Origin of the sequence: Bradyrhizobium sp. 138, from assembly GCF_023074075.1 — a bacterium.
Taxonomy (GTDB): domain Bacteria; phylum Pseudomonadota; class Alphaproteobacteria; order Rhizobiales; family Xanthobacteraceae; genus Bradyrhizobium.
On the sequence record NZ_JADPKT010000020.1, the window covers coordinates 179,396 to 201,441 of the forward strand.

At 64.4% G+C, this 22,046-nt stretch carries 22 protein-coding genes and 1 pseudogene; 13 read left to right on the forward strand and 10 right to left on the reverse strand.

The annotated features are described in order from the left end of the window. Nucleotides 1–717: a peptide-methionine (S)-S-oxide reductase MsrA gene (gene msrA, locus IVA79_RS11430; RefSeq protein ID WP_247552906.1), complete on the reverse strand. Its 717-nt coding sequence runs from the start codon at nt 715–717 to the stop codon at nt 1–3. A 261-nt stretch (nt 718–978) separates the two neighbouring features. On the opposite strand from msrA, the gene IVA79_RS11435 reads away from it, so the two are divergent. Continuing rightward, complete coding sequence (locus tag IVA79_RS11435) at nt 979–2,658, forward strand: tetratricopeptide repeat protein (protein WP_247552908.1); 1,680 nt, start codon at nt 979–981, stop codon at nt 2,656–2,658. Nucleotides 2,659–2,847: 189 nt separating this feature from the next. Here the strand turns inward: IVA79_RS11435 and IVA79_RS11440 are convergent, their stop codons facing one another. The 6 genes from IVA79_RS11440 to napE all read right to left on the reverse strand — a co-directional run bounded on the left by IVA79_RS11440 (nt 2,848) and on the right by napE (nt 8,236). Further along, the gene (locus IVA79_RS11440; RefSeq protein WP_247552910.1) at nt 2,848–3,963 is read right to left on the reverse strand and encodes an ATP-dependent RecD-like DNA helicase; all 1,116 of its coding nucleotides are present in this window, start codon (nt 3,961–3,963) and stop codon (nt 2,848–2,850) included. A 99-nt stretch (nt 3,964–4,062) separates the two neighbouring features. Continuing rightward, nucleotides 4,063–4,716, reverse strand: a complete 654-nt coding sequence (locus IVA79_RS11445; RefSeq protein WP_247552912.1) for a NapC/NirT family cytochrome c — start codon at nt 4,714–4,716, stop codon at nt 4,063–4,065. Further along, nucleotides 4,713–5,216, reverse strand: coding sequence for a nitrate reductase cytochrome c-type subunit (locus tag IVA79_RS11450; protein WP_247552915.1), 504 nt, complete (start codon nt 5,214–5,216; stop codon nt 4,713–4,715). Before IVA79_RS11450 ends, IVA79_RS11445 begins: the two co-directional genes overlap by 4 nt. Further along, nucleotides 5,180–7,693, reverse strand: a complete 2,514-nt coding sequence (gene napA / locus IVA79_RS11455) for a nitrate reductase catalytic subunit NapA (protein WP_247552917.1) — start codon at nt 7,691–7,693, stop codon at nt 5,180–5,182. The genes IVA79_RS11450 and napA overlap by 37 nt, the downstream gene beginning before the upstream one ends. A gap of 16 nt (nt 7,694–7,709) precedes the next feature. Continuing rightward, nucleotides 7,710–8,024 carry a chaperone NapD gene (locus tag IVA79_RS11460; RefSeq protein WP_247552919.1) on the reverse strand — a complete coding sequence of 105 codons (315 nt, stop codon included), beginning with the start codon at nt 8,022–8,024 and terminating at the stop codon, nt 7,710–7,712. A gap of 26 nt (nt 8,025–8,050) precedes the next feature. Beyond that, nucleotides 8,051–8,236 (reverse strand): periplasmic nitrate reductase, NapE protein, encoded by a 186-nt coding sequence (gene napE / locus IVA79_RS11465; protein WP_247552921.1) that lies wholly within the window; start codon nt 8,234–8,236, stop codon nt 8,051–8,053. A gap of 267 nt (nt 8,237–8,503) precedes the next feature. Here napE and IVA79_RS11470 point away from each other — a divergent pair, with 267 nt between their 5' ends. Further along, nucleotides 8,504–9,706: an LLM class flavin-dependent oxidoreductase gene (locus tag IVA79_RS11470; RefSeq protein WP_247552923.1), complete on the forward strand. Its 1,203-nt coding sequence runs from the start codon at nt 8,504–8,506 to the stop codon at nt 9,704–9,706. Between the two features lie 6 nt (nt 9,707–9,712). Here IVA79_RS11470 and IVA79_RS11475 read toward each other — a convergent pair whose 3' ends face one another. Further along, on the reverse strand, nt 9,713–10,192 hold the full coding sequence (locus tag IVA79_RS11475; RefSeq protein WP_247552925.1) for a DUF2269 domain-containing protein: 480 nt from the start codon (nt 10,190–10,192) through the stop codon (nt 9,713–9,715). Beyond that, nucleotides 10,192–11,466, reverse strand: coding sequence for an SDR family oxidoreductase (locus IVA79_RS11480; RefSeq protein ID WP_247552927.1), 1,275 nt, complete (start codon nt 11,464–11,466; stop codon nt 10,192–10,194). Before IVA79_RS11480 ends, IVA79_RS11475 begins: the two co-directional genes overlap by 1 nt. Nucleotides 11,467–11,802: 336 nt before the next feature. Here IVA79_RS11480 and IVA79_RS11485 point away from each other — a divergent pair, with 336 nt between their 5' ends. Then, the gene (locus IVA79_RS11485) at nt 11,803–12,585 is read left to right on the forward strand and encodes a LuxR C-terminal-related transcriptional regulator (protein WP_247552930.1); all 783 of its coding nucleotides are present in this window, start codon (nt 11,803–11,805) and stop codon (nt 12,583–12,585) included. Between the two features lie 640 nt (nt 12,586–13,225). On the opposite strand, the gene IVA79_RS11490 is transcribed toward IVA79_RS11485, so the two are convergent. Beyond that, a complete protein-coding gene (locus tag IVA79_RS11490) occupies nt 13,226–13,498 on the reverse strand; it encodes a hypothetical protein (RefSeq protein ID WP_247552932.1) in 273 nt (90 codons plus the stop codon). A 109-nt stretch (nt 13,499–13,607) separates the two neighbouring features. On the opposite strand from IVA79_RS11490, the pseudogene IVA79_RS11495 reads away from it, so the two are divergent. From IVA79_RS11495 to IVA79_RS11540, 10 genes and pseudogenes are all read left to right on the forward strand, one after another. Then, nucleotides 13,608–13,739 (forward strand): annotated as a pseudogene (locus IVA79_RS11495) (LuxR family transcriptional regulator); the annotation flags it as partial. Nucleotides 13,740–13,896: 157 nt separating this feature from the next. After that, complete coding sequence (locus IVA79_RS11500) at nt 13,897–14,763, forward strand: L,D-transpeptidase (protein WP_247552934.1); 867 nt, start codon at nt 13,897–13,899, stop codon at nt 14,761–14,763. Between the two features lie 88 nt (nt 14,764–14,851). Further along, complete coding sequence (locus tag IVA79_RS11505; RefSeq protein ID WP_247552936.1) at nt 14,852–16,018, forward strand: cytochrome P450; 1,167 nt, start codon at nt 14,852–14,854, stop codon at nt 16,016–16,018. 378 nt (nt 16,019–16,396) lie between these two features. Beyond that, nucleotides 16,397–17,347 carry a sulfonate ABC transporter substrate-binding protein gene (locus IVA79_RS11510; protein WP_247552938.1) on the forward strand — a complete coding sequence of 317 codons (951 nt, stop codon included), beginning with the start codon at nt 16,397–16,399 and terminating at the stop codon, nt 17,345–17,347. Between the two features lie 38 nt (nt 17,348–17,385). Further along, nucleotides 17,386–18,339 (forward strand): sulfonate ABC transporter substrate-binding protein, encoded by a 954-nt coding sequence (locus IVA79_RS11515; protein WP_247552941.1) that lies wholly within the window; start codon nt 17,386–17,388, stop codon nt 18,337–18,339. An 8-nt stretch (nt 18,340–18,347) separates the two neighbouring features. Continuing rightward, nucleotides 18,348–19,514 (forward strand): FMNH2-dependent alkanesulfonate monooxygenase, encoded by a 1,167-nt coding sequence (gene ssuD, locus IVA79_RS11520; protein WP_247552943.1) that lies wholly within the window; start codon nt 18,348–18,350, stop codon nt 19,512–19,514. Next, a complete protein-coding gene (gene ssuC, locus IVA79_RS11525; RefSeq protein WP_247552945.1) occupies nt 19,511–20,317 on the forward strand; it encodes an aliphatic sulfonate ABC transporter permease SsuC in 807 nt (268 codons plus the stop codon). Before ssuD ends, ssuC begins: the two co-directional genes overlap by 4 nt. 20 nt (nt 20,318–20,337) lie before the next feature. Further along, on the forward strand, nt 20,338–21,174 hold the full coding sequence (locus IVA79_RS11530; protein WP_247552947.1) for an ATP-binding cassette domain-containing protein: 837 nt from the start codon (nt 20,338–20,340) through the stop codon (nt 21,172–21,174). A 32-nt stretch (nt 21,175–21,206) separates the two neighbouring features. Next, nucleotides 21,207–21,788 carry a flavin reductase family protein gene (locus tag IVA79_RS11535; RefSeq protein WP_247552949.1) on the forward strand — a complete coding sequence of 194 codons (582 nt, stop codon included), beginning with the start codon at nt 21,207–21,209 and terminating at the stop codon, nt 21,786–21,788. A gap of 97 nt (nt 21,789–21,885) precedes the next feature. After that, nucleotides 21,886–22,044, forward strand: coding sequence for a hypothetical protein (locus tag IVA79_RS11540; RefSeq protein ID WP_164718287.1), 159 nt, complete (start codon nt 21,886–21,888; stop codon nt 22,042–22,044). Nucleotides 22,045–22,046 lie beyond the last annotated feature (2 nt).

Sequence of the window (22,046 nt, forward strand, 5' to 3'; positions counted from 1 at the left end):
TCAGTTGGTGGCCTTGCTGGCACTGACCAGCGTCGGCTTTTCAATGTAGTTATCCGCGAACAGCTTTTTCAGGTTCTCGACCTTCGGCAGGTCGTTATAGGCGATGTAAGGCTGGTTCGGGTGCAGCGTCAGATAGTCCTGGTGGTAGGCCTCCGCCGGGTAGAACGCCTCCAGCGCGCCGACCTTGGTCACGATCGGCTTGTTGAAGACTTTCGCGCCGTTGAGCTGGGCGATGTAGGCCTCCGCCACCTTCTTCTGCTCGTCGGAGCTGGTGAAGATCGCGGAGCGGTATTGCGGGCCGACGTCAGGGCCCTGGCGGTTGAGCTGGGTCGGGTCGTGCACCACCGAGAAGTAGATCTGGAGGATCTTGCCGTAGGAGATCTTCTTCGGGTCGTACTTGATCTCGACGACCTCGGCGTGGCCGGTCCGGCCGCTCGAGACCGTCTGGTAGTCGGCGGTCGCCTTGGTGCCGCCGGCATAGCCGGAGACCGCGTTGACGACGCCTGCGGTGTGCTGGAAGACGCCTTGCACGCCCCAGAAGCAGCCGCCGGCGACCACGGCGGTCTGGATCCCGCTCGCCGGTGCCGCATCCATGGCGGGGGCGGGGATCACGACCGCATCCTCCGCAGCGCGGGACGGCGCGGCAAAGGCCAGTGCAAAGGTGAGCGAGAGGGCGGTGGTTGCGGCCAGCAGGGAGGCGAGGGCAGGTCGGCGCATGGCGGATCCTCTTTCGGAAGGTCTGACAGTCTAGGGCGATCGCGGCCGGACGAACAGTTATCCGGCCGCCTTTTCGCATCAACCGAGGTACGGGCGCGGCCGCCGATTGTTACGGCGGGATGGACACGAGTCTGTGAAATGAGCCGCGCGTGAGAGTCCGGCGGCAGCCGCTTGGCGAGACCGGGAACTACGCGCTAGATGAACCGGTGCGATCGATGATCGACTCAAGAAGAATTTGGTGGCTCGAGCAGGCCTGACAACATGCTGCGCGCGGTTTCACTGATCCTCATCCTCCTGGCCGCCGGCGTGTCGAGCGCCGCGGCCGACCCGCAGGCCGACGACCTCACCATCTGCCGCGACCGCCAGGGGGAGATCCAGGCCCGCGCGAGCGCCTGTGAAAATCTGCTGAAGGCCGACAAGGTCAGTGGCAAGGACAAGGCGATCGCGCTCTCCGTGCGCGGCACGACGCTGCTCAACAAGCGCGACTACGACCATGCGATCGAAACCCTGTCCATCGCGCTCGACCTCGATCCGGACTACGTCATCGCCCTCAACCTGCGCGGTCTCGCCTATGAGCGCAAGGGCCAGGACGACCTCGCCATGGCGGACTACAATCTCGCCCTGCAGAAGCGCCCCGCCTATGGTGTCCCCTACAACAACCGGGGTGTCATTCACGCGCGCCGCGGCGCGCTGCAAAGCGCCATCGGCGATTTCAGCCTGTCGATCAAATTCACGCCGAAATTCCTGCTCGCCTGGACCAATCGTGCCCGCGCGCGCACGCTGATGAAGGATTTCGACGGTGCGATCGCCGATTTCGCGGAGGCTGAGAAGATCGACCCGGCCGCGCCGCAGATCGCCGGCAACCGCTGTGTCACTTACGGCATGATGGGTAGGTTCGATCTGGCCTTTGCCGACTGCAACCGCCTGATCGAGAAACAGCCGAAGAACGTGTTCGCGATCAACAATCGCGCAGATGTCAGCATGATGAAGGGCGACCTCGACGCTGCCCTGAAGGACTACAACACGGCCATCCAGATCAATCCGAACAATGTTCGCGCCCATTCCGGCCGCGGCCAGATCTATGAGATGAGACGCGATCTCGCCCAGGCGCGCGCCGACTATCGTGCGGCGGCCTATTCGCTGACGAAGTTCGACGAGCCTGACGTCGCGCGCGCCCGTGCCACGGCACAGCAGCGGCTCGCCGCGCTGATGCCGCAGACGCCGGGGAGCGCCGGCCGCCGCGTCGCGCTGGTGATTGGCAACGGCGCCTACAAGAACGCCCATGCGCTGCCGAATCCGCCGCGCGATTCGAAGCTGATCGCAGGCGTGCTGCGCGATCTCGGCTTCCAGAGCGTGATGGAGACGAAAGACCTCACCCGCGACACGTTCTTCCAGACGCTGAAAGCCTTCGCCGAGGAAGCGGAAAAGGCCGATTGGGCGGTGGTCTATTATGCCGGCCACGGGTTCGAGATCGGCGGGGTGAACTATCTCGTTCCTGTCGACGCCAGGCTCACCGCCGACAAGGACGCCGAGACCGAGGCCGTCGCGCTGGAGCAGGTGATCGCCGCCGTCGGGGCTGCGCGAAAGGTGCGTCTCGTGGTGCTGGATGCCTGCCGCGACAATCCGTTCGCGCCGGCGATGCAACGCACGCTGTCGCTGAAGCTGGTCGACAAGGGCTTTTCCAACATCGAGCCGGGCGCCGGCTTCATGGTGGTCTACGCCGCCAAGCATGGCGAGACCGCGATGGACGGCGACGGCAGCGCCAACAGCCCGTTCGCCACCGCGCTCGCCCGCGAGATCAAGCAGCCGCGCATCGAGATCAGGAAACTGTTCGACATCATCCGCGACGACGTCTGGGCCGCGACCAGGCACGGGCAGCAGCCGTTCACCTACGGCTCGCCGCCAGGACGTGAGGATTTTTACTTTGTCGCGGGCAAGTAACTGGACGCGAACACCGCGCCTCAATCGCGGTGCCGTAGGGTGGGCAAAGCGAAGCGTGCCCACGATCTTTTGCTTGTGGAGAGTGCCGTAGGGTGGGCAAAGGCGCAACGCGCCGTGCCCACGATCTCTCTCTATAAGCATAGAGCGCGTGGGCACGCTTCGCTTTGCCCACCCTACGGCAGCGTAGCTCTAAACGACGATGCTCAACCTTTTCGCCGCCCGCGTAATCCCCGTGTACAGCCACCGTGCCCGGCTGTCCTGAAACGCAAAGCTCTCGTCGAACAGCACGACGTCGTCCCATTGCGAGCCCTGCGACTTGTGCACGGTGAGCACGTAGCCGTAGTCGAACTCGTCATAGGGCTTGCGCTGCTCCCAGGCGATCTGCTCGACGCCGCCTTCGAAGCAATCGGCGCGCACCGAGACCTTGGTCACCTTGTGGCCAAAATCCTCGTCCGGCGACAGCCGCATGCTGAGAATGCGTGACTTCGAGCGCGACGTGTTGCGCGACTTCACCCGCCACAGGCCGCCGTTGAACAAGCCTTTCTTGCGGTTGTTGCGCAGGCAGACCAGCTTGTCGCCGGCGACCGGAAAGACGTCCTCGATATTCTGGCGCTGGCGCACGCGCATGTTGTAGGCGCGCCTTGTGTTGTTGCGGCCGACCAGCACCTGGTCGGCGCCCATGACACGGTCAGGGTCGAGCTCCTTGCGCGAGACCACCTCGCTCTCGCCATAGCGGCCGATGTCGAGCTCGCGTCCCTCGCGGACGTCCATCGACATCCGCACGATCGGATCGTCCTGGGCCTGGCGATGCACCTCGGTCAGCATGGCGTCGGGCTCGACGTTGGTGAAGAAGCCGCCACCCTGGATCGGCGGCAGCTGCGCGGGATCGCCCAGCACCAGCAGCGGGCAGTTGAACGACATCAGGTCGCGCCCCAGTTCGGCGTCGACCATCGAGCATTCGTCGATCACGATCAGCTTTGCCTTCGAGGCCGGCGCGTCGTCCCACAATTCGAAGCTCGGCTGCTCCTCGCCGGATTCGCGGGCGCGGTAGATCAGCGAGTGGATGGTGGAGGCCTCGTCGCAACCCTTGTTGCGCATGACCAGGGCCGCCTTGCCGGTGAAGGCGGCGAACTTCACCTCGCCGTCGACGCCCTCGGCGATGTGCCGCGCCAGCGTCGTCTTGCCGGTGCCGGCAAAGCCGAACAGGCGGAACACCGGCGGCGTGCCGTTGCGGCCGGGTTTTGCTTTCAGCCAGTCGCCGACGGCCTTGAGGGCGGCATCCTGATGCGGGGTGAAGGTGGCCATGTCTGTCTTGAGAGGTGCGAAACGAGGCGATTCGCTACCTGCCAAAACTAACCATTCGCCCCGCCGGTTCAAGCGGGGTGAATTCCATTGCTTCCGGTCCTACTGCCAGCCCGGAACGCCGCGCATGTCGGGCAGCTGGTGGGCGATGCCCTTGTGGCAGTCGATACAGGTCTTTTCCTTGGTGAACAGGAAGCGCTGATGCGCGACCGAGGCCCGCGGCGACTGCTTGGTGATGTCCATGGAATCGGCGCTGTGGCAGTTGCGGCATTCCAGGGAATCGTTGGACTTGAAGCGCGCCCATTCGTGGACGGCGAGCTCGAGCCGGTGGTCCCTAAATTTCTCGCGCGTGTCGATCGTGCCGAAGATCTTGCCCCAGACTTCCTTGGAGGCCTGCATCTTGCGCGCGATCTTGTCGGTCCAGTTGTGCGGTACGTGGCAGTCGGGGCAGGTCGCTCGCACGCCGGAGCGGTTGCTGAAGTGGATGGTCGACTTCAGCTCGGCGTAGACGTTGTCCTTCATCTCGTGGCAGCCGGTGCAGAACTTCTCGGTGTTGGTGATTTCCAGCGCCGTGTTGAAGCCGCCCCAGAAGATCACGCCGGCAACGAATCCGGCCAGCACCAATGTGCCGAGGGCGAACACCGAACTCGGCCGGGTCAGCACCCGCCAGAGCTCCAGCACAAAATCCCAGCTTCGCGCGATGACGCCGCGCCTGGTCTTCAGCTCGGCATTGGGCTCCTCAGCGGTCGTCGTCATCGGCGGCCACCGGGGCTTGAGCGTGACAGCAGTGTGTCGATGTCGGTGAAATCGTTGCTGACGGGCGGATTGGCGGTGTTCTGCGGCACGTGGCATTCCGTGCAGAAGAAGCGCCGCGGTGAGACCGAGCCCAGAAACTGACCGTCACGGTCCATGAAATGCGTAACTGAAACCATCGGCGCCTGCGATTCCGCGGTGCGCGCCCGCGCATGGCAGGACAGGCACTTGTTGCCGTTGAGATCGATCTGATAGCCGTCGATCGTGTGCGGGATCACCGGCGGCTGCTCCGGATAGTTGCGCACCTCCTTTTCGGAAGTGTTGCGGTTCGGCAGCATCGGCGGCGCCGGGCCCTCATCGTCGAGCGGGGCAGGGCCGCGCAGGCCCGACGTCACCGTCTGCGCAGTCAGTGAACTCGCGCCCGCTGCGATCGCGAAGGCGAGCAGAATGGTTGCGGATCGTATCATCATGACAGGTTCACCCGCTCGATGCGCACGGCGCATTTCTTGAAGTCGGTCTGCAGCGAGATCGGATCGGTGGCGTCCAGCGTCACCTTGTTGATCAGCTTGGATTCGTCGAACCACGGCACGAAGACGAGGCCACGCAGCGGCCGGTCGCGGCCGCGCGTCTCGACGCGCGCACGGACGAAGCCGCGGCGGGAGACCACCTTCACCTCGTCGCCCCGGCGGAGGTTGGCCTCCTGCGCATCGTCCGGATGCATGAAGCAGACGGCTTCGGGGAAGGCCTTGTAGAGCTCGGGCACGCGGCGCGTCATGGTGCCGGAGTGCCAGTGCTCCAGCACGCGGCCGGTCGAGAGCCAGAACGGATAATCCTTGTCGGGTGATTCCGCCGGCGGCTCATAGGGCAGCGCGAAGATGCGGGCCTTGCCGTCCGGATGGCCGTAGAACTGCACGTCGGTGCCCTGCTTGACGTAGGGGTCGCTGCCTTCGCGAAAACGCCACTTCGTCTCCCGGCCGTTGACCACCGGCCAGCGCAGGCCGCGCTCGCGGGGATAAGTGTCGAACGGTGCGAGGTCGTGGCCATGGCCGCGCCCGAACTGGGCATATTCCTCGAACAGGCCCTTGTGGACGTAGAAGCCGAACGCCTTGGACTCGTCGTTGGCATAGCCCGGCTCGATATCGGAGACCGGAAACTTGTCGACCTGGCCGTTCCTGTAGAGCACGTCGAACAGCGTCTTGCCGCGAACGTCCGGCTTCTTGGCGATCAGCTCCTCGGGCCAGACCTCCTCGATCTTGAAGCGTTTGGAGAACTCCATGAGTTGCCAGAGATCGGATTTCGATTCGCCGGGCGCAGAGACGAGCTGGTGCCAGAACTGGGTGCGGCGCTCGGCGTTGCCGTAGGCGCCTTCCTTTTCCACCCACATCGCGGTCGGCAGGATCAGGTCGGAGGCAAGCGCGGTGACCGACGGATAGGCATCGGAGACCACGATGAAATTGTCGTGGTTGCGGAAGCCGGGATAGGTCTCTTCGTTGATGTTGGGACCGGCCTGGAGGTTGTTGTTGACCTGCACCCAGTAGGCGTTGATCAGGCCGTCCTTCAGCATCCGGCTTTGCAGCACGGCGTGTGCGCCGTTCTTATCGGGAATGGTGCCTTCGGGAAGCTGCCAGATGTGCTCGGCATGGTCGCGATGCGCCTTGTTGGTCACGACCATGTCTGCGGGCAGGCGGTGCGAGAAAGTGCCGACCTCGCGCGCGGTGCCGCAGGCCGAGGGCTGGCCGGTCAGCGAGAACGGGCTGTTGCCGGGCGAGGAGATCTTCCCGGTCAGAAGATGGATGTTGTAGACGAGGTTGTTGCACCAGACGCCGCGGGTGTGCTGGTTGAAACCCATGGTCCAGAACGAAACCACCTTGGTTTTTGGATCGGCATAGAGCTCGGCCAGCGCCTCCAGCCGGTTGAGCGGCACGCCCGACATTTCGGCGGCCTTCTCCAGCGTGTATTCCGAGACGAACTTGGCGAACTCGTCATAGCTCATGTCCGTGGCGTCGTTGGGCTTCGCCGCGCCCGTCGCCTTCTTCTGCAGCGGATGCTCGGGCCGCAGGCCATAACCGATGTCGGTCTGGCCGCGTTTGAACACGGTATGCTTGGCGACGAAGTCCTTGTTGACCCGGCCGGTCCTGATGATGTGGTTGGCGATGGCGTTGAGGATGTAGAGGTCGGTCTGCGGCTTGAACACCATGCCGATGTCGGCGAGGTCGAACGAGCGGTGCTCGAAGGTCGAGAGCACGGCGACCCGGACATGCGGCGCAGACAGACGGCGGTCGGCCAGGCGCGTCCATAGGATCGGATGCATCTCAGCCATGTTGGAGCCCCACAGCACGAACGCGTCGGTGGCCTCGATGTCGTCATAGCAGCCGGGCGGCTCGTCGATCCCGAAGGTCCGCATCATGCCGGCCACGGCCGAGGCCATGCAGTGCCGTGCATTGGGGTCGATGTTGTTGGTGCGGAAGCCGGCCTTGAACAGCTTCGAGGCGGCATAGCCTTCCCAGATCGTCCACTGGCCGGAGCCGAACATGGCGACGCCGTTGGGCCCACGCTTCTTGATCGCCTCCTTCCACTTCAGCTCCATGATGTCGAAGGCTTCGGTCCAGGATACAGGCGTGAACTCGCCGTTCTTGTCGTATTTGCCGTTCGCCTTGCGTAGCATCGGCTGGGTCAGGCGGGCGTGGCCGTACATGATCTTCGAGAGGAAGTAGCCCTTGACGCAGTTGAGGCCGCGATTGACCTCGGCCTTGATGTCGCCGTGGGTGGCGACGACGCGATTGTCCTTGGTCGCGACCATCACCGAGCAGCCGGTGCCGCAGAAGCGGCAGGCGGCCTTGGCCCACTTCATTTCGCTGTTGTTGCGCTCGGTGACGAGATTGGCGGCGAGCGCCGGAGCCGGCATGCCAGCGGCGGCGGCCGCGATTGCGGCGGCCTCGAGCTTGAGCATCTGGCGGCGGTCGAGCTTGGGCGATGTCATGATGGCTCTTCCTGACTCAGGCGGTTTCGATGGCGTGGAAGACCAGTGCTGCGGAATAGACGTGTTGCAGCGACTGGATGGTGTTGAGCAGGGTGCCGAGGCTGCCGGCATCGGGCGCTTCGGTCACCACGACGAGCTTGCCGCGCGGATCGCAGCCGTGAATCTCGCAGCCGGGCAGCGCGGTGATCTCGGCTTCGAGCTCGGCGAGACGCTCGGGACGCGCCTGCACGATGATGCTGGCGATCTCGGCGCCGGGCGGCGCGATGATGCGATCGGCGCTGAGCACCCGGCCGGTAATCAAGGCGCGGCGATTGAGTGTGGCGTGAGCCATGATGCCTGTCTTTCGCTGGTAAGGAATCAATGCGGAGAGGGCGGCGGGCCGGGAGGACCGGCGAACATCTGGTAGATCCAGACCCCGAGCCCGTAGGTGCCGACTGTTCCGACCGCGAGGACGGGCATCACGACCGCGGTCAGGAATAGGAAGGCGAAAATCTCCATGCGCTTACGGCGCACGCGGGAAGGCGTGTCGTCAGGGGCCGACATATCGGTCTCTCTGATAATGGTGCGGGGAATCGAGACGGCATCCGGGCCGTTGCCTTGCGTTACTTTAGATCTGTTCGAGCCGCTAACGCGTTGATCTGAATCAACCAGCCGGGTTTGCAGGAGCCCGTAGTGGGTGCCGGATTCCCGCTTTCATTGCCACGCACGGTCGAGGGAGCGATCTGCCGCGCGGCGGAATTGCGATTCCGTGGACAGCGCCGCTTCACGCATTAAGATGTTGCTAACAACACTAAGCGGGAGAGCGGCGCCATGAAGTTCGGCATCTTCTACGAGCTGCAATTGCCGCGGCCCTGGTTGGCCGGCGACGAGCTCGCCCTCTACCAGAACGCGCTCTCGCAGTTGGAGCTCGCCGACAAGCTCGGCTACAACCATGCCTGGGTGGTCGAGCATCATTTCCTCGAGGAATATTCGCACTCGCCCTCGCCGGAATCGTTCCTCGCCGCCGCGAGCCAGCGCACCAAAAACATCCGGCTCGGCCACGGCATCCTCCAGCTCACCACCAACCATCCGGCGCGCGTCGCCGAGCGTGTCGCGGTGCTGGATCTGCTCAGCAACGGCCGCTGCGAATTCGGCATGGGCGAGAGTGCGTCGATCACCGAACTCACCCCGTTCGGCCGCGACATGGAGACCAAGAAGGAGGTGTTCGAGGAGGCCGTGGCCGCGATCTTCCCGATGTTCAAGGACGCAGGCTCCGAGCATCACGGCAAATATTTCGACATCCCGTTGCGCAACGTGGTGCCCAAGCCCGTGCAGAAGCCGCATCCGCCGCTGTGGATGGCCTGCTCGCAGTTGCCGACCATCGAGCGCGCCGGCCGCCACGGTTTTGGCGCGCTCGGCTTCCAGTTCGTCAGCGCCGACGCCGCCCATGCCTGGGTGCACGCCTATTACAACGCGATGACCAAACGGCTCTCCAAGCTGGCCGATTACGAGATCAACCCCAACATGGCGCTGGTCTCGTTCTTCATGTGCGCCAAGACCGACGAGGAGGCGCGTGCGCGCGCCGACGGCGCCACCTTCTTCCAGTTCGCGCTCCGCTTCTACGGCGCCTCGCAGAACCGCCAGCGTCCCGCGCCCTACACCGTCAACATGTGGGACGAGTACAACAAGTGGAAGCGCGATAACCCCGAGGCGCAGGAGGCCGCACTGCGCGGCGGCCTGATCGGCTCGCCCGAGACGATCCGCCGGAAGCTGAAGCGCTTCCAGTCCTCGCATATCGACCAGGTCATCCTGCTCAACCAGGCCGGCAAGAACAGCCACGAGCACATCTGCGAATCGCTCGAGCTGTTCGGCCGCGAGGTGATGCCGGAATTCCAGAACGATCCGGCGCAAGCCGAATGGAAGCAGGGCGTCATGAGCGGTGAGATCCAGCTTGAGGAGATCGACACCGAGGCTTTTACGGACCGCTACGGCAAGCTGGCGATCAACGTGGCGCCGGCGAAGGCGGCGGGGTAGGGCTATTTAGTCCCAGTAGGGAATGGCCGGACGCGAGATCATCAGCCAGAAGATCATCAGCACGGCCGCGAACGCCGGAAAGCCGAAGGCGAACCACCATCGGAAGAGACGGTGATAGCGGGCAGGCAGCTTGGTGTTGGTCGCAACCGCTGCGACGGCGAGATCGCGCATCTGCATCTGCATCCACACCACCGGCAGCCAAAAGGCACCGGTCGCCAGATAGAGTGCGATGGAGGCCGCAATCCAGCCGTCGCCGAGGGAATACCCGCTCGACCAGGCGAGCCATGTGCCGGTGATCGGCTGCAGGATCACGGCGCTCGCCGTGAACAGGAAGTCGGCCAGCACCACGGTCCGCGCAACGCCCGCGATCTCGCGCGGGTCGCCGCGCAGATGCGCCATCAGCATGAAGAAGGCGATGCCGGCACCGGTGCCGAGCAGGACCGCCGCACCGATGATGTGCGCCATCTTCACCAGGAAGTAGAGCATCAGCGATCCTCCCGGATCGCCATGGCGACCAGGTTGAGCATGATCACCGGCCAGATCTTCAGCATCGGCCCAAGCGGATCGGCCCACAGCCGCGGCACCAGCACCGTGCCGATCAAGGCATAGGTGAGCGAGATGATCAGTGCTGCCCAGAGCCCGTAGCGGCTCAGAGGGCGCCAGAGGATGGAAAGGCCGATGACGAGGTCGGCGAGGGCGCCAGCGGTCACGGTGACCGCCGCGAATCTCTCCTGCAGCCCGCCCTCCCGCAGCAACGACATGCCGATATCCCAGCCCGGACCGAGCGAGATGATGCCTGTGCTGATCCAGAACAGGCCGAAGACGCCGAAGATCAGCGGCTTGAGTGCATACAGCCGTGCAAACCAGCGTTCCTGCACTGAGGCGGGCTCGCGCGCGAGCGCGACTGCAAGCTCACGGGGGCGCATGCCAGTCATCTGGCGCCATGGCTCGGGATCTCCAGTCGCGCCGCGCCGCATTTCCGCCTGTGCTGTCGTATTCACGGGTGTTCGCCACCCCAGCATCTGCGCAACGTCGCCGGCGCGGTAAGCGGCCGAAGCCGCCCAGGCTGGCAGGTTCAGGCGGTGGGCGGGCCGCCAGCGCAGCCAGGCGCGAAGGAGCGCAACCGCGTCGCTGAAGGCAATTCGCTCTGGACCGGCGAGATCAAGCGCGACGCGGGAGGGAGCGCCCGGTTGCAGGAAGAACACCACGGTCTCGACCACGTCGTCGAGATGCACCGGTTGAATCGCCGCCGTATCGGGCATAACGGGTAGAATCGGCAGTGCGGCCAGCCCGCGCAAGAGCGCGCTGCCGCCATAGGCGGGCCGGCCAACGACGACCGAAGGCCGCAATACGATCCAATCGAGATCTCGTGCCATCAAGGCGGCTTCGCCTTCCCGCTTGCTGCGCGAGAAATCGGAGCGGGCGTCGCGATCGACGCCGATCGCCGAGAACAGGATGACACGGCGGACGCCCATGCTTTCACAGGCGGCATAGAGCGCCCCGCTGCCGGCGACATGGACGCCTTGCATGTCCTGTCCCTGTAGGGCACCCGCCGCATTGATGACGGCATCGACGCCTGCAAGAACGCCCTTCCATTCCGAAGAGTCCGTGGTGCGCGCGAGATCGAGCGTGATGTGGTGCCTGCCGGGTATCGTCACGGCATGTCGGGACACCAATATGCATTCATGTCCGTCGGCGGACAGCCTGGCGTAGATTGCCGACCCAACAAGTCCTGTGCCCCCGACGAGAAGGACGCGCATTCACTGATCCTTCGATAGGCGGTCCGGGCGTTGTAACCGCTGATCAAACCTGGAAGATCCGGAGCGATAAAGCGGGGCTGATGCGATCGTTCCTCGCGGCGGAACCGGGGTGTTCGCTGCCGGCAACTTCGTTCGTCTGGAGAGCATCTCACCTCTTGAGGCGACGACGCTTGCCATGGATTTGCAGTGCCATCGATATGGGCCGTTACGACTTGCGCTCGTGAGCTCAAGCGGCTCGGATTGGGGCGGAAGGCCTGAATTCGCAGGTCGCTCCGGCTTCCGGCAAAATGCCGTTGCTGTTATCCTCTCGCAAAAGAACCTCTTGCGGAGGAAACGATGCGGCCTCAGGTGATGCCTGCAAGTCCAGCCCCTGGTGATGTCGCGCCGGCGGTGCTCGCCATCGGCCGACCTGACTTCCCGAACGTCCTCATCGACACGCTGCGCCGCCAGGCCGCTGTCGGCCATTGCATGGTGTTCGCGTTGAACCGTGCCGGTGCCGCGACCTGCCTGCTCGATGCCGGCAACATCCCGATCGGCGGCGATCTCGGCGCGGTCTATGCCAGCCAATTCCACGAATCCGATCCCAACCGCGATGCACTGTTCGAAGCCGAGGGCGGCGCCCCGATCATGCTGCCGTCCTTCGCGCCGCGCATGTACGGCGCGCGCTACCGGAAGATCTTCTTCCACGATTCCGGCATCGTCGATAAATGCGCGACCGCGATCTGGACTGGCGATACCTGCTTCTACGTCAACTTCTATCGCATCGCGGCCCAGGGCCGCTTCACCGCCGCGCAGCGCGAACGGCTTCAGGCGATCGCGCCTGCGATCGGCGCGAGCGTGGCGCGCCATTTTCAGGAGAAGGCGGCGCCCGAACAATCTCTCGCCGCCTTGTTCGCGACGCGCGCGCCGCTCGCCGGTCTCACGCCGCGTGAGCAGGAGGTCTGCCGCCGCATCCTCACAGGCTTCAGCTCCGAGGCGATCTCGCAAGAACTCGGCATCAGCCTGCATTCGACCCTGACCTACCGCAAGCGCGCCTATGAACGGCTCGGCATCTCCTCGCAGAGCGAGCTGTTTGCGATCGTGCTGGGCCTGCTCGCCGGGCCGCGCAGCCTGAACTAGGTCGGGAGGACTCCAGGTCCGAGATCTCCGTGTTTCTTGCGTCCCGAGATCACCTCGTCTTCGCGGAAGTTGCGTGGGTATCATGGGGCAGGATTGATCCCACGTCGCGCAACATCGTTCCTACGAACTGCGAAGCTTCCGATGCGATGTCATCAGGAACGTTCGCGCGCGGGTTTGATTGGCATGTCATCGTCAATCGGAGTTGAAACAATGCGAAAGACAATTTTTTCAGTGGCAATGTGTGCATTGCTTGCCGGCGCGTCGGTCGGTTTCGCCCACGCGCAGGCAGGAGGTGCAGGTGGAACGGGCGGCGCGGGTGGAAGCGCTGGTGGAACCGGCGCTAGCTCTGGTAGCGGAACGGGCGATGCAGCGGGTGCAGCAGCAACGGGCGGTGCTGGTGCCGCGGGTGGAACCACTGGCTCCAACGCGGGTGCCAGCGGGAGCGGCGCGAATAGCAGCGGCCAAGGCGGCCCCCAGACTCCGCGACCTGGCGGGAGCAACGATCCAACCCGACGGTAACGACATTCTCGTTCGATGATCGGGTAGGAGAGAGGGAAAGCCGCTGAATCAGCTCAGCAGCTTCCCCTCCGCGTTGCTGGCCAGGTGCGGGGAGTCGGCCAGCGCCCAAGCGGTACGGCCTCTATGGGCTGAACAAACTGTGGAGAAAACGATCCTTTTCGCCAGGCGCGTAACCCTGAGACGCGCCAAAATACGGCTCACTGGAGCCAGGGTAGGGCGCGGCCCCATACTGTGCCGGCGGTGGCACATAGGCAAAACTCGAAGCGGGACCTGATGCGGACATGCCCGGATTCGAATGAACAATGGCGTGCCGCCGGTGTGGGTGATGCACCTGTGCCGCGTTCGCAACGCCGCCGAAGGTGATCAGAAGGCCCAAGGCCAGAATGAAGCGCATCGGTTTTTTCTCCAAATGCCCCGCCTGCATAGTTAGCGCTCGGCCGCAGCGCCCCAACACATGGCGGCCTCACGATTCCTCACATCCCCGGCATCGGAGGGCATCTCCTTCCGAGGCGATCTCGAAAGGACTCGGCGTCAGCCTGCATTTGACCCTGATCTACCGCAAGCGTGCCTATGGGCGGCTCGGCTTTTCCTCACAGAGTGAGCTGCTAGCGATCGCTCGGGGCCTCACGGCCTGAACTGAGGGCAATGTCACGCAGTACTTCCAATTCTTATGTTGCCGAACAAGAGTTCGGCGTTAACCATCACCGACGGTTCCAGTCCGAGCGACATCGCTTCGAAGTTTCTTAAATTTTGCTGGGTACCTCTCTTGGGCATGGTGACCTGGAGAAGGGTATGAGCAAGCGGCCCAAACGCGGCAAGAAGGCGGAGACGCTCGCGCTGCCGATGGCCGCGCGCGTTGCAATTGGCGTCGTGGCCGTCGCCGCATTGGGCTACGGTTTGCTGTCTCGCCCGGCGAGCGTGCAGCCGGCACGGAAGCCGTCCGCACCCCAAGCTCAGGCATCGTCGACGCCGGTTTACGTGGCACCTCCGGTTCATGCATCAGCGCCTGCTCCGGCTCCGATTCCAGCCCCGGCACCTCTGGTCGAGCCGCCAAAAGCCGACGCCGACATTCCCGGCGCATTGGTTCGGCAGGTGGTTGACTACGCCAGCCACCAGACGCCGGGCACCGTGATCATCGATACCAAGAACACGTTCCTCTATTTCGTCCTGAACGACGCGCAGGCGCTGCGCTACGGCATCGGTGTCGGCCGCGAAGGTTTCACATGGTCCGGTGAGCAGACTGTGGCTCGCAAGGCAGAATGGCCGGATTGGCATCCGCCTGCGGAGATGGTCACGCGTCAGCCTTATCTGCCGCGGTTCATGGCAGGTGGCCCCGGCAATCCGCTCGGCGCCCGGGCGATGTATCTGGGCGAGACCGAATATCGAATTCACGGCACCAACAAGCCCGATACGATCGGCAAGCGTGTCTCGTCCGGCTGTATCCGGCTGACCAATGAGGACGTCGTGGACCTCTATGAGCGGGTGAAGGTCGGCGCGAAAGTGATCGTGCTTCCGACAATTGGTGCCCGTCGACCATCCCAGGGCGCGCCACAGGACGCTGCTTTCCGATTCCCGGACCCGGCATCGCCATCGAAGCGGCCCTTGGCGGCCAACGCACAGATGCTGTCACCTGGAGCGAAGATCGCCGAGGCGCGGTAACTCGGTCGGTCCCTATCGCTAGGGACAGACGCCGGCAACGGAGTTCGCTAGTCTGCCCTGAAGCACACGAGGATCCAGGGAGACCGCCTTGAGCACCGCGCCGCGCATCGACATCGACCCGGCCGCGTTCTGGGCCGATCCCTATCCGATGCTCGCGAAAATGCGGAAAGACGCGCCGATCGCCTTCGTGCCGCAGCTCGGCTCGACGCTGCTGACCAGCCGCGACGACATCTCGATCTCCGAGAAGCAGATCGACGTGTTCTCCTCGCACCAGCCGGCGGGCCTGATGAACCGGCTGATGGGGCACAACATGATGCGCAAGGACGGCGAGGCGCATCAGGTCGAGCGCCGCGCGATGTTCCCGACGGTGTCGCCGAGGACGGTGAAGGCGCACTGGACCGCGCTGTTTCAAGCCCATGCCGACCGCATTCTCGATGCGATCGAGCCGGGGCGGATCGATTTCATGCGCGACTTCGCGCTGCCGTTCTCCGGCGAATGCCTGAAGTCGATCACCGGCCTCACCAATATCGGCTTTGAGGACATGGATGCGTGGTCGCAGGGCATGATCGAGGGCATCGCCAATTATGCCGGCGATCCCGCGGTCGAGGCGCGCTGCCATGCCGCGACCTCAGGCATCGATGCTGCGATCGACGATATCCTGCCGGTGATGCGTGAGAAACCCGACCAGAGCATCCTCGGCGTGCTTCTTGCGTCCGGCATGCCGATGGAGAGCGTGCACGCAAATGTCAAACTCGCGATCTCAGGCGGGCAGAACGAGCCGCGCAAGGCGATCGCCGGCACGGTCTGGGCGCTGCTGACCCACCCCGAGCAGCTCGATCTCGTGCGCAAGGATGAGGTGACCTGGTTGCAGGCGTTCGAGGAATACGCCCGCTGGATCTCGCCGATCGGCATGTCGCCGCGGCGGATCGCAAAGCCCTGGAGCATCCGCGACGTGTCGTTCGAGCTCGATGAGCGCGTGTTCCTGATGTTCGGCTCCGCCAATCGCGACGAGAAGCATTTTGACCGCGCCGATCAGTTCGATGTGCGGCGCGATACGACCAAGAGCGTCGCGTTCGGCGCCGGCCCGCATTTCTGCGCCGGCGCCTTCGCCTCGCGCGCCATGATCGCCGATGTCGCGCTGCCGACATTGTTCGCGCGCGCTAAGACGCTGGAGATCGCCGACGACGAGGAGGTGCGGATCGGCGGTTGGGCGTTCCGGGGCCTGCAGAACTTGCCGGTTATCTGGGCGCATTAGACCCGCGGACGTGCGCGCACCATGCCGATCATTTCATCATGCGCCTGTTTTGCCCGACGGCGCAAAGGCTTGCCTGACCAAATCGCAGGAAGCGTAAGTCATTGATCTCGTTGCCGCCGGCTACTGTGCATGGGGTTGTTTTCGACATTTTGAGTTCGGTGCTTCGCGATCACGAACGGGAACAGTGTATCGCTCACATTCCCGTGCGAAAATAATCGCTCTGCATCGTCGTCGCCGCTTGAAAGAATAATCATGCGCACGACCGCTCGCGCAGTGCTCGCATCGCTATTTTCCTCGACGTCTCGACACCTCAGATAACCCGCACCATCATTCTTCACACGGGAACGAGCAACGGCCGCACGTGGCCGGGAGTGTGGAATGCAGCGTCGCGACTTTCTCAAACTATCGATCGGAACTGCGGCCGCTGCAGCGATTGCCTCGCCTGCACTAGCGCAAGGCACGGTGAAGGACATCCGTATCGGCTACCAGAAGACCGGCGTGCTGGTGATCGCGCGTCAGCAGGCGAGTTTGGAAAAACATTTCACGCCGCAAGGCATCGACGTGAAATGGATCGAGTTTTCCTCCGGGCCGCCGATGATGGAAGCCATGAATGTCGGCAGCGTCGATTTCGGCTCGGTCGGTGATTCCCCGCCGGTGTTCGCGCAGGCCGCGGGAGCTGCGATCGTCTATGCCGCCGGCCAGCCCATCACCAACGGGCAGGGCATTCTGGTGCCGAAGGATTCCCCGATCCGCAGCATCGCCGATTTGAAGGGCAAGCGCATCGGCTTCACCAAGGGCTCCAGCGCCCACAACATCGTGGTGCAGACGCTGGAGAAGGCCGGTCTCACCTATGCCGACATCACGCCGGTCTATCTGACGCCGCCGGATGCCGGTCCCGCCTTCGCCAATGGCAGCATCGAGGCTTGGGCGATCTGGGATCCGTATTTCGCGATCGGCGAGACCAAGCAGGGCGGTCGCATCCTGATCAATTCGCGCGAGGTCACCAAGACCAATTCCTTCTACATCGCCAATCGCGAGTTCGCGAGGAATCACGGCGCGATCCTGCAGCAGATCGTCGACGTGACGACCGCGGCGGGCAGATGGGCCGAACGGCATCGCGACGAGGTCGCCAAATCGCTCGCCGCGATCACCGGCGTCCCGCTGGACATCCAGACCGTCGCCGCCAAACGCGCGAACTTCGTGGTCGGTCCGGTCACCGACGACATCGTAGCAACCCAGCAGGGCGTCGCCGACCGCTTCTACAAGCTCGGCCTGATCCCGAAGCCGATTCAGATCCGCGACATCGTCTGGCGCAATCCGGCAGCCTGACCGTGCCGACCACTCTTCCCATCCACAAGGGTTTGAACATGAGGCGTATCATTCAGCGTCTGATCGCAGCCATCGTGCTGTCGATCGGCATTGTTGCCGCCGCAGTCGGCACCTCCTACGGGCAGGACAAGGTGGTCCGCATCGGCTACCAGAAATACGGCAAGCTGGTGCTGCTTAGGAGCAAGGGCACGCTGGAGCCGAAGTTAGCTGCCGACGGCTATAAGGTGGTGTGGACCGAATTCCCCTCCGGACCGCCGCTGCTCGAGGCGCTCAATGTCGGCGCGATCGATTTCGGCAACACCGGCGAAGCCCCGCCGATCTTCGCGCAGGCCGCCGGCGCGCCGATCCAGTATGTCGCCTATGAACCACCGGCGCCGAAGGGCGAGGCGATCCTGGTGCCGAAGGACAGTCCGCTGAAATCGGTCGCGGACCTCAAGGGCAAGAAGATCGCGCTCAACAAGGGCTCCAACGTCCACTACCTCCTGGTCAAGGCGCTGGAGAAAGCCGGCGTGAAATATTCGGACATCGAACCGGTGTTCCTCGCGCCGGCCGACGCGCGCGCCGCCTTCGAGCGCGGCGCGGTCGATGCCTGGGTGATCTGGGATCCGTTCCAGGCCGCGGCGGAAGCCGCCACCGGCGCCCGCACGCTCGCTGACGGCACCGGCATCGTCGCCAACTACCAGTTCTACTTCTCCTCCAGGAAATTCCTCGACGCCAATCCGAAGATTGTCGACGCCGTGCTCACCGAGCTGAGCGCGGTCGATGACTGGGCCAAGGGCGACATCCACGCGGTGGCCGAGCAACTGGCGCCATCGATCGGATTGCCGGTGCCGGTGGTCGAGGTGGCGTTGAAGCGGCAGTCTTACGGCATCAAGCCGATCACCGATGCCGTCATCGCCGATCAGCAGCAGGTTGCCGACGCGTTCTTCGCGCTGGGCCTCATCCCCAAATCCATCAAGATCTCCGACGTCGCGCGGAAGTCAGGATCGTGAGCAAAGTCATGACCAAGCAAAGCAACCCCAACATCCTCTGGTTCCTGCCGACCCACGGTGACGGGCGCTATCTCGGCACCGGCATCGGCGGCCGCGAGGTCAATTTCAACTATCTGCGGCAGATCGCGCAGGCTGCCGACCAGCTCGGCTATTTCGGCGTGCTGCTGCCGACCGGACGCTCCTGCGAAGATTCCTGGATCGTTGCCTCTTCAGTGGCGCCGTTCACCGAGCGGCTGCGCTATCTCGTGGCTGTCCGCCCCGGCCTGCAATCGCCGAGCGCTGCGGCGCGCATGACAGCGACGCTCGACCGCGTCACCAACGGCCGGCTGCTGGTCAATGTCGTCACCGGCGGCGATCCCGTCGAGAACAAGGGCGACGGCATCTTCCTTGGCCATGACGAACGCTACGAGGTCACTCGCGAGTTCCTGGGCGTCTATAGCGACCTGCTCGCCGGCAAGACGGTGAACGTCGAGGGCAAGCACATCCATGTCGAGGGCGGCAAGCTCTTGTTTCCGCCGGTGCAGGCGCCGCGGCCGCCGCTGTATTTCGGCGGCTCGTCCGATGCTGGCATCGACGTCGCGGTCGACACCGTCGACAAATATCTCACCTGGGGCGAGCCGCCGGCGCTGGTGGCCGAGAAGATCGCGAAGGTGAGGGAGGTCGCCGCTGCGCGCGGTAGAAAACTCTCCTTCGGCATTCGTCTTCACGTCATCGTTCGCGAGACCAATGAAGCGGCCTGGCGCGCCGCGAACGAACTGATCAAGCATGTCAGCGACGACACCATTGCGCTAGCGCAGAAGAACTTTGCCCGCATGGACTCGGTCGGCCAGCAACGCATGGCGCAGCTGCATGGCGGCAAGCGCGACAAGCTCGAGATCGCGCCGAACCTCTGGGCCGGCGTCGGCCTGGTGCGCGGCGGTGCCGGCACCGCGCTGGTCGGCGATGCCGAGACCGTCGCGACCCGCATCAGGGAGTATCAGGATCTCGGCGTCGATACCTTCATCATGTCGGGCTATCCGCATCTGGAGGAGGCCTATCGCTTCGCCGAGCTGGTTTTCCCGTTGCTCGCGCTGGAGCAGCCGAGCAACGTTACCAAGCTGCACTTCAACGGCGGTCCGTTCGGCGAGACGGTCGGCAGCGACTTCCGTCCGCAGCATCGGGTGTCGCAGTCATGAGCCTGATCGATAGCATCCCGCTTCCGCGCAGCGTCCGCCTGCCGCGGGTGGACGGCCTGATCCAGTGGATCGTGCCGCTGGCCATCATCGCGATCTGGCAGGTTGCGAGCGTCACGGGATTCGTGCCGACCCGCGTGCTGCCCGCGCCGAGCGACGTCGTGCTCGCCGGCTGGAAGCTGCTGCTCTCCGGCGAGCTCGTCCGCAACATCTGGGTGTCGTTCTGGCGCGCCTCGATCGGCTTTCTGATCGGCGGCAGCATCGGCTTCGCCTTCGGCCTCGCCAACGGCCTGTCGCAGCTGTCGGCAAAGCTCACCGACACCACGCTGCAGATGGTGCGCAACGTGCCGCATCTGGCGCTGATCCCGCTGGTCATCCTCTGGTTCGGCATCGACGAGAGCGCAAAGCTGTTCCTGGTGGCGCTCGGGGTGTTTTTTCCGATCTACCTCAACACGCTGCACGGCATCCGCACCGTCGATCCGCAGCTGATCGAGATGGGCCGCATCTACGGCATGACGGACGGCGAACTGTTCCGCCGCGTGATCTTCCCGGGCGCGCTGCCCTCGATCTTCGTCGGCATCCGCTTCGCGCTCGGCATCATGTGGCTGACCCTGATCGTCGCCGAGACCATCGCGGCCTCCTCGGGCCTCGGCTACATGGCGATGCAGGCGCGCGAGTTCATGCTGATCGACGTCGTCGTGCTCTCGATCCTGATCTACGCTTTGCTCGGCAAGCTCGCCGACAGCGCCTCCCGCGTGCTGGAGCGTCTCACGCTCTCCTGGCACCCCGCCTTCCAGAAACGTTGATCAGAAATACTGGGACTCACATGCAGACAGCCGTTCGTAGCTCCCTTCCGGAAACCGAGCTCGCCAGCCGCGCCAATTTCACACCTCACGCTCGTGTGGTGCGCGAAGAGCGCTCGGCGTCTGCCGTCGGACTGCCGCTCAGCATCCGCGGCCTGCGCAAATCGTTCGGCGACAACGAGGTGCTGCGCGGCATCGACCTGCACATTCCCGCTGGTCAGTTCGTCGCCATCGTGGGCAAAAGCGGCTGCGGCAAGAGCACGCTGCTGCGCCTCATCGCCGGCCTGGACAAGATCGATGCCGGCAGCATCAGCTTCGGTCAGGAGATCCAGCCCGAGGACATCCGCGTCATGTTCCAGGAGCCGCGGCTGCTGCCCTGGGCACGCGTGCTCGCCAATGTCGAAGTCGGCCTCGGCCGCGATCGCGCCTCCGGCGATGCGCATGCGCGCGCGGAGAAGGCGCTGATCGAGGTCGGGCTCGCCGACAAGCGCGACCAATGGCCCTCGGTGTTGTCGGGCGGCCAGAAGCAGCGCGTCGCGCTCGGCCGTGCGCTGGTCTCGCGCCCACGCGTGCTCGCCTTCGACGAGCCGCTCGGCGCGCTGGATGCGCTGACCCGGATCTCGATGCAGCGCCTTCTGGAGCGCGTTTGGCGCGACCAGGGCTTTACCGCCATCCTCGTCACCCACGATGTCTCCGAAGCGGTTGCGTTGGCTGATCGCGTGCTCGTGATCGAGGAGGGCCGCATCGCCCACGACGTCTCGGTTAACGCAGGCAGGCCGCGTCAGCGCGGCTCGGTCGAGCTTGCCGGCCTCGAAGGCTCGATCCTGAGCCACCTGTTGTCGGCGGACGATCGTACCTAGATACAGGGAACCCCGTTCTGGGGAGCAATGCCATGAATGTAGTGCCCCGCGATCTCATGACTGAAATCCCCGTCTCGTCCGCCGATTTCCGCGGCGCCATGCGCCATCTCACCGGCGGCGTCAGTGTCATCACTGCCGGGCGGGGCAAGGACATCACCGGCATGACGGTCACCTCGGTGACCTCACTGTCGGTCGAGCCGCCGACGCTGCTGGTCAGCATCAACCGCGATGCCTCGTCCTTTCCGCTGATCCGGCGCCACGGTGCTTTCGGCGTCAACATCCTCAATGCCGACCAGCTCGATGTCGCCGAGCGTTTTGCCGGCAAGGGCGGGCTGAAGGGCGCCGATCGTTTCGCGGGGGCCAGATGGGTGACGGCGGTGTCGGGCGTTCCGCTCCTGGCCGGCGCGCTGTCGGCCTTCGATTGCGAGGTCGAGGAGATCGTCGAACGCCACTCGCACGGCATCGTCATCGGCCGTGTCAGGGACATCAAGAGTTCCACCCGCACCGCTGCGCTGGCCTATTGGCACGGCCAGTATGTGGCGGTCGACCAGGACGAGGATGCGGCGAGGCTCGCCGATGTCAGCCTCCCCGCGCGCGGCCGGCGCGGCGTTTGATCGCCGTCCGAAGCGGGCATACAGACTGGCCTTTTCCGCCTCATCGTTCTAGAAGCGCCCAGAGCCTCCCTGTTCGGGACGGCCATGGAGCGGATCGATGAAGCGCATCGCGACCTTCGCCTTCTACGCCGTTGGCGCGCTCGCGATCGCCTATCTCGCGCTCTATGCCTACGCGATGTTCTCAGGCCAGCCCGTGATCATCCCCGGCGATCCCATCCACATCTTCCGCAAGCCTGACGCGCCGAGCTATTCGTGAAC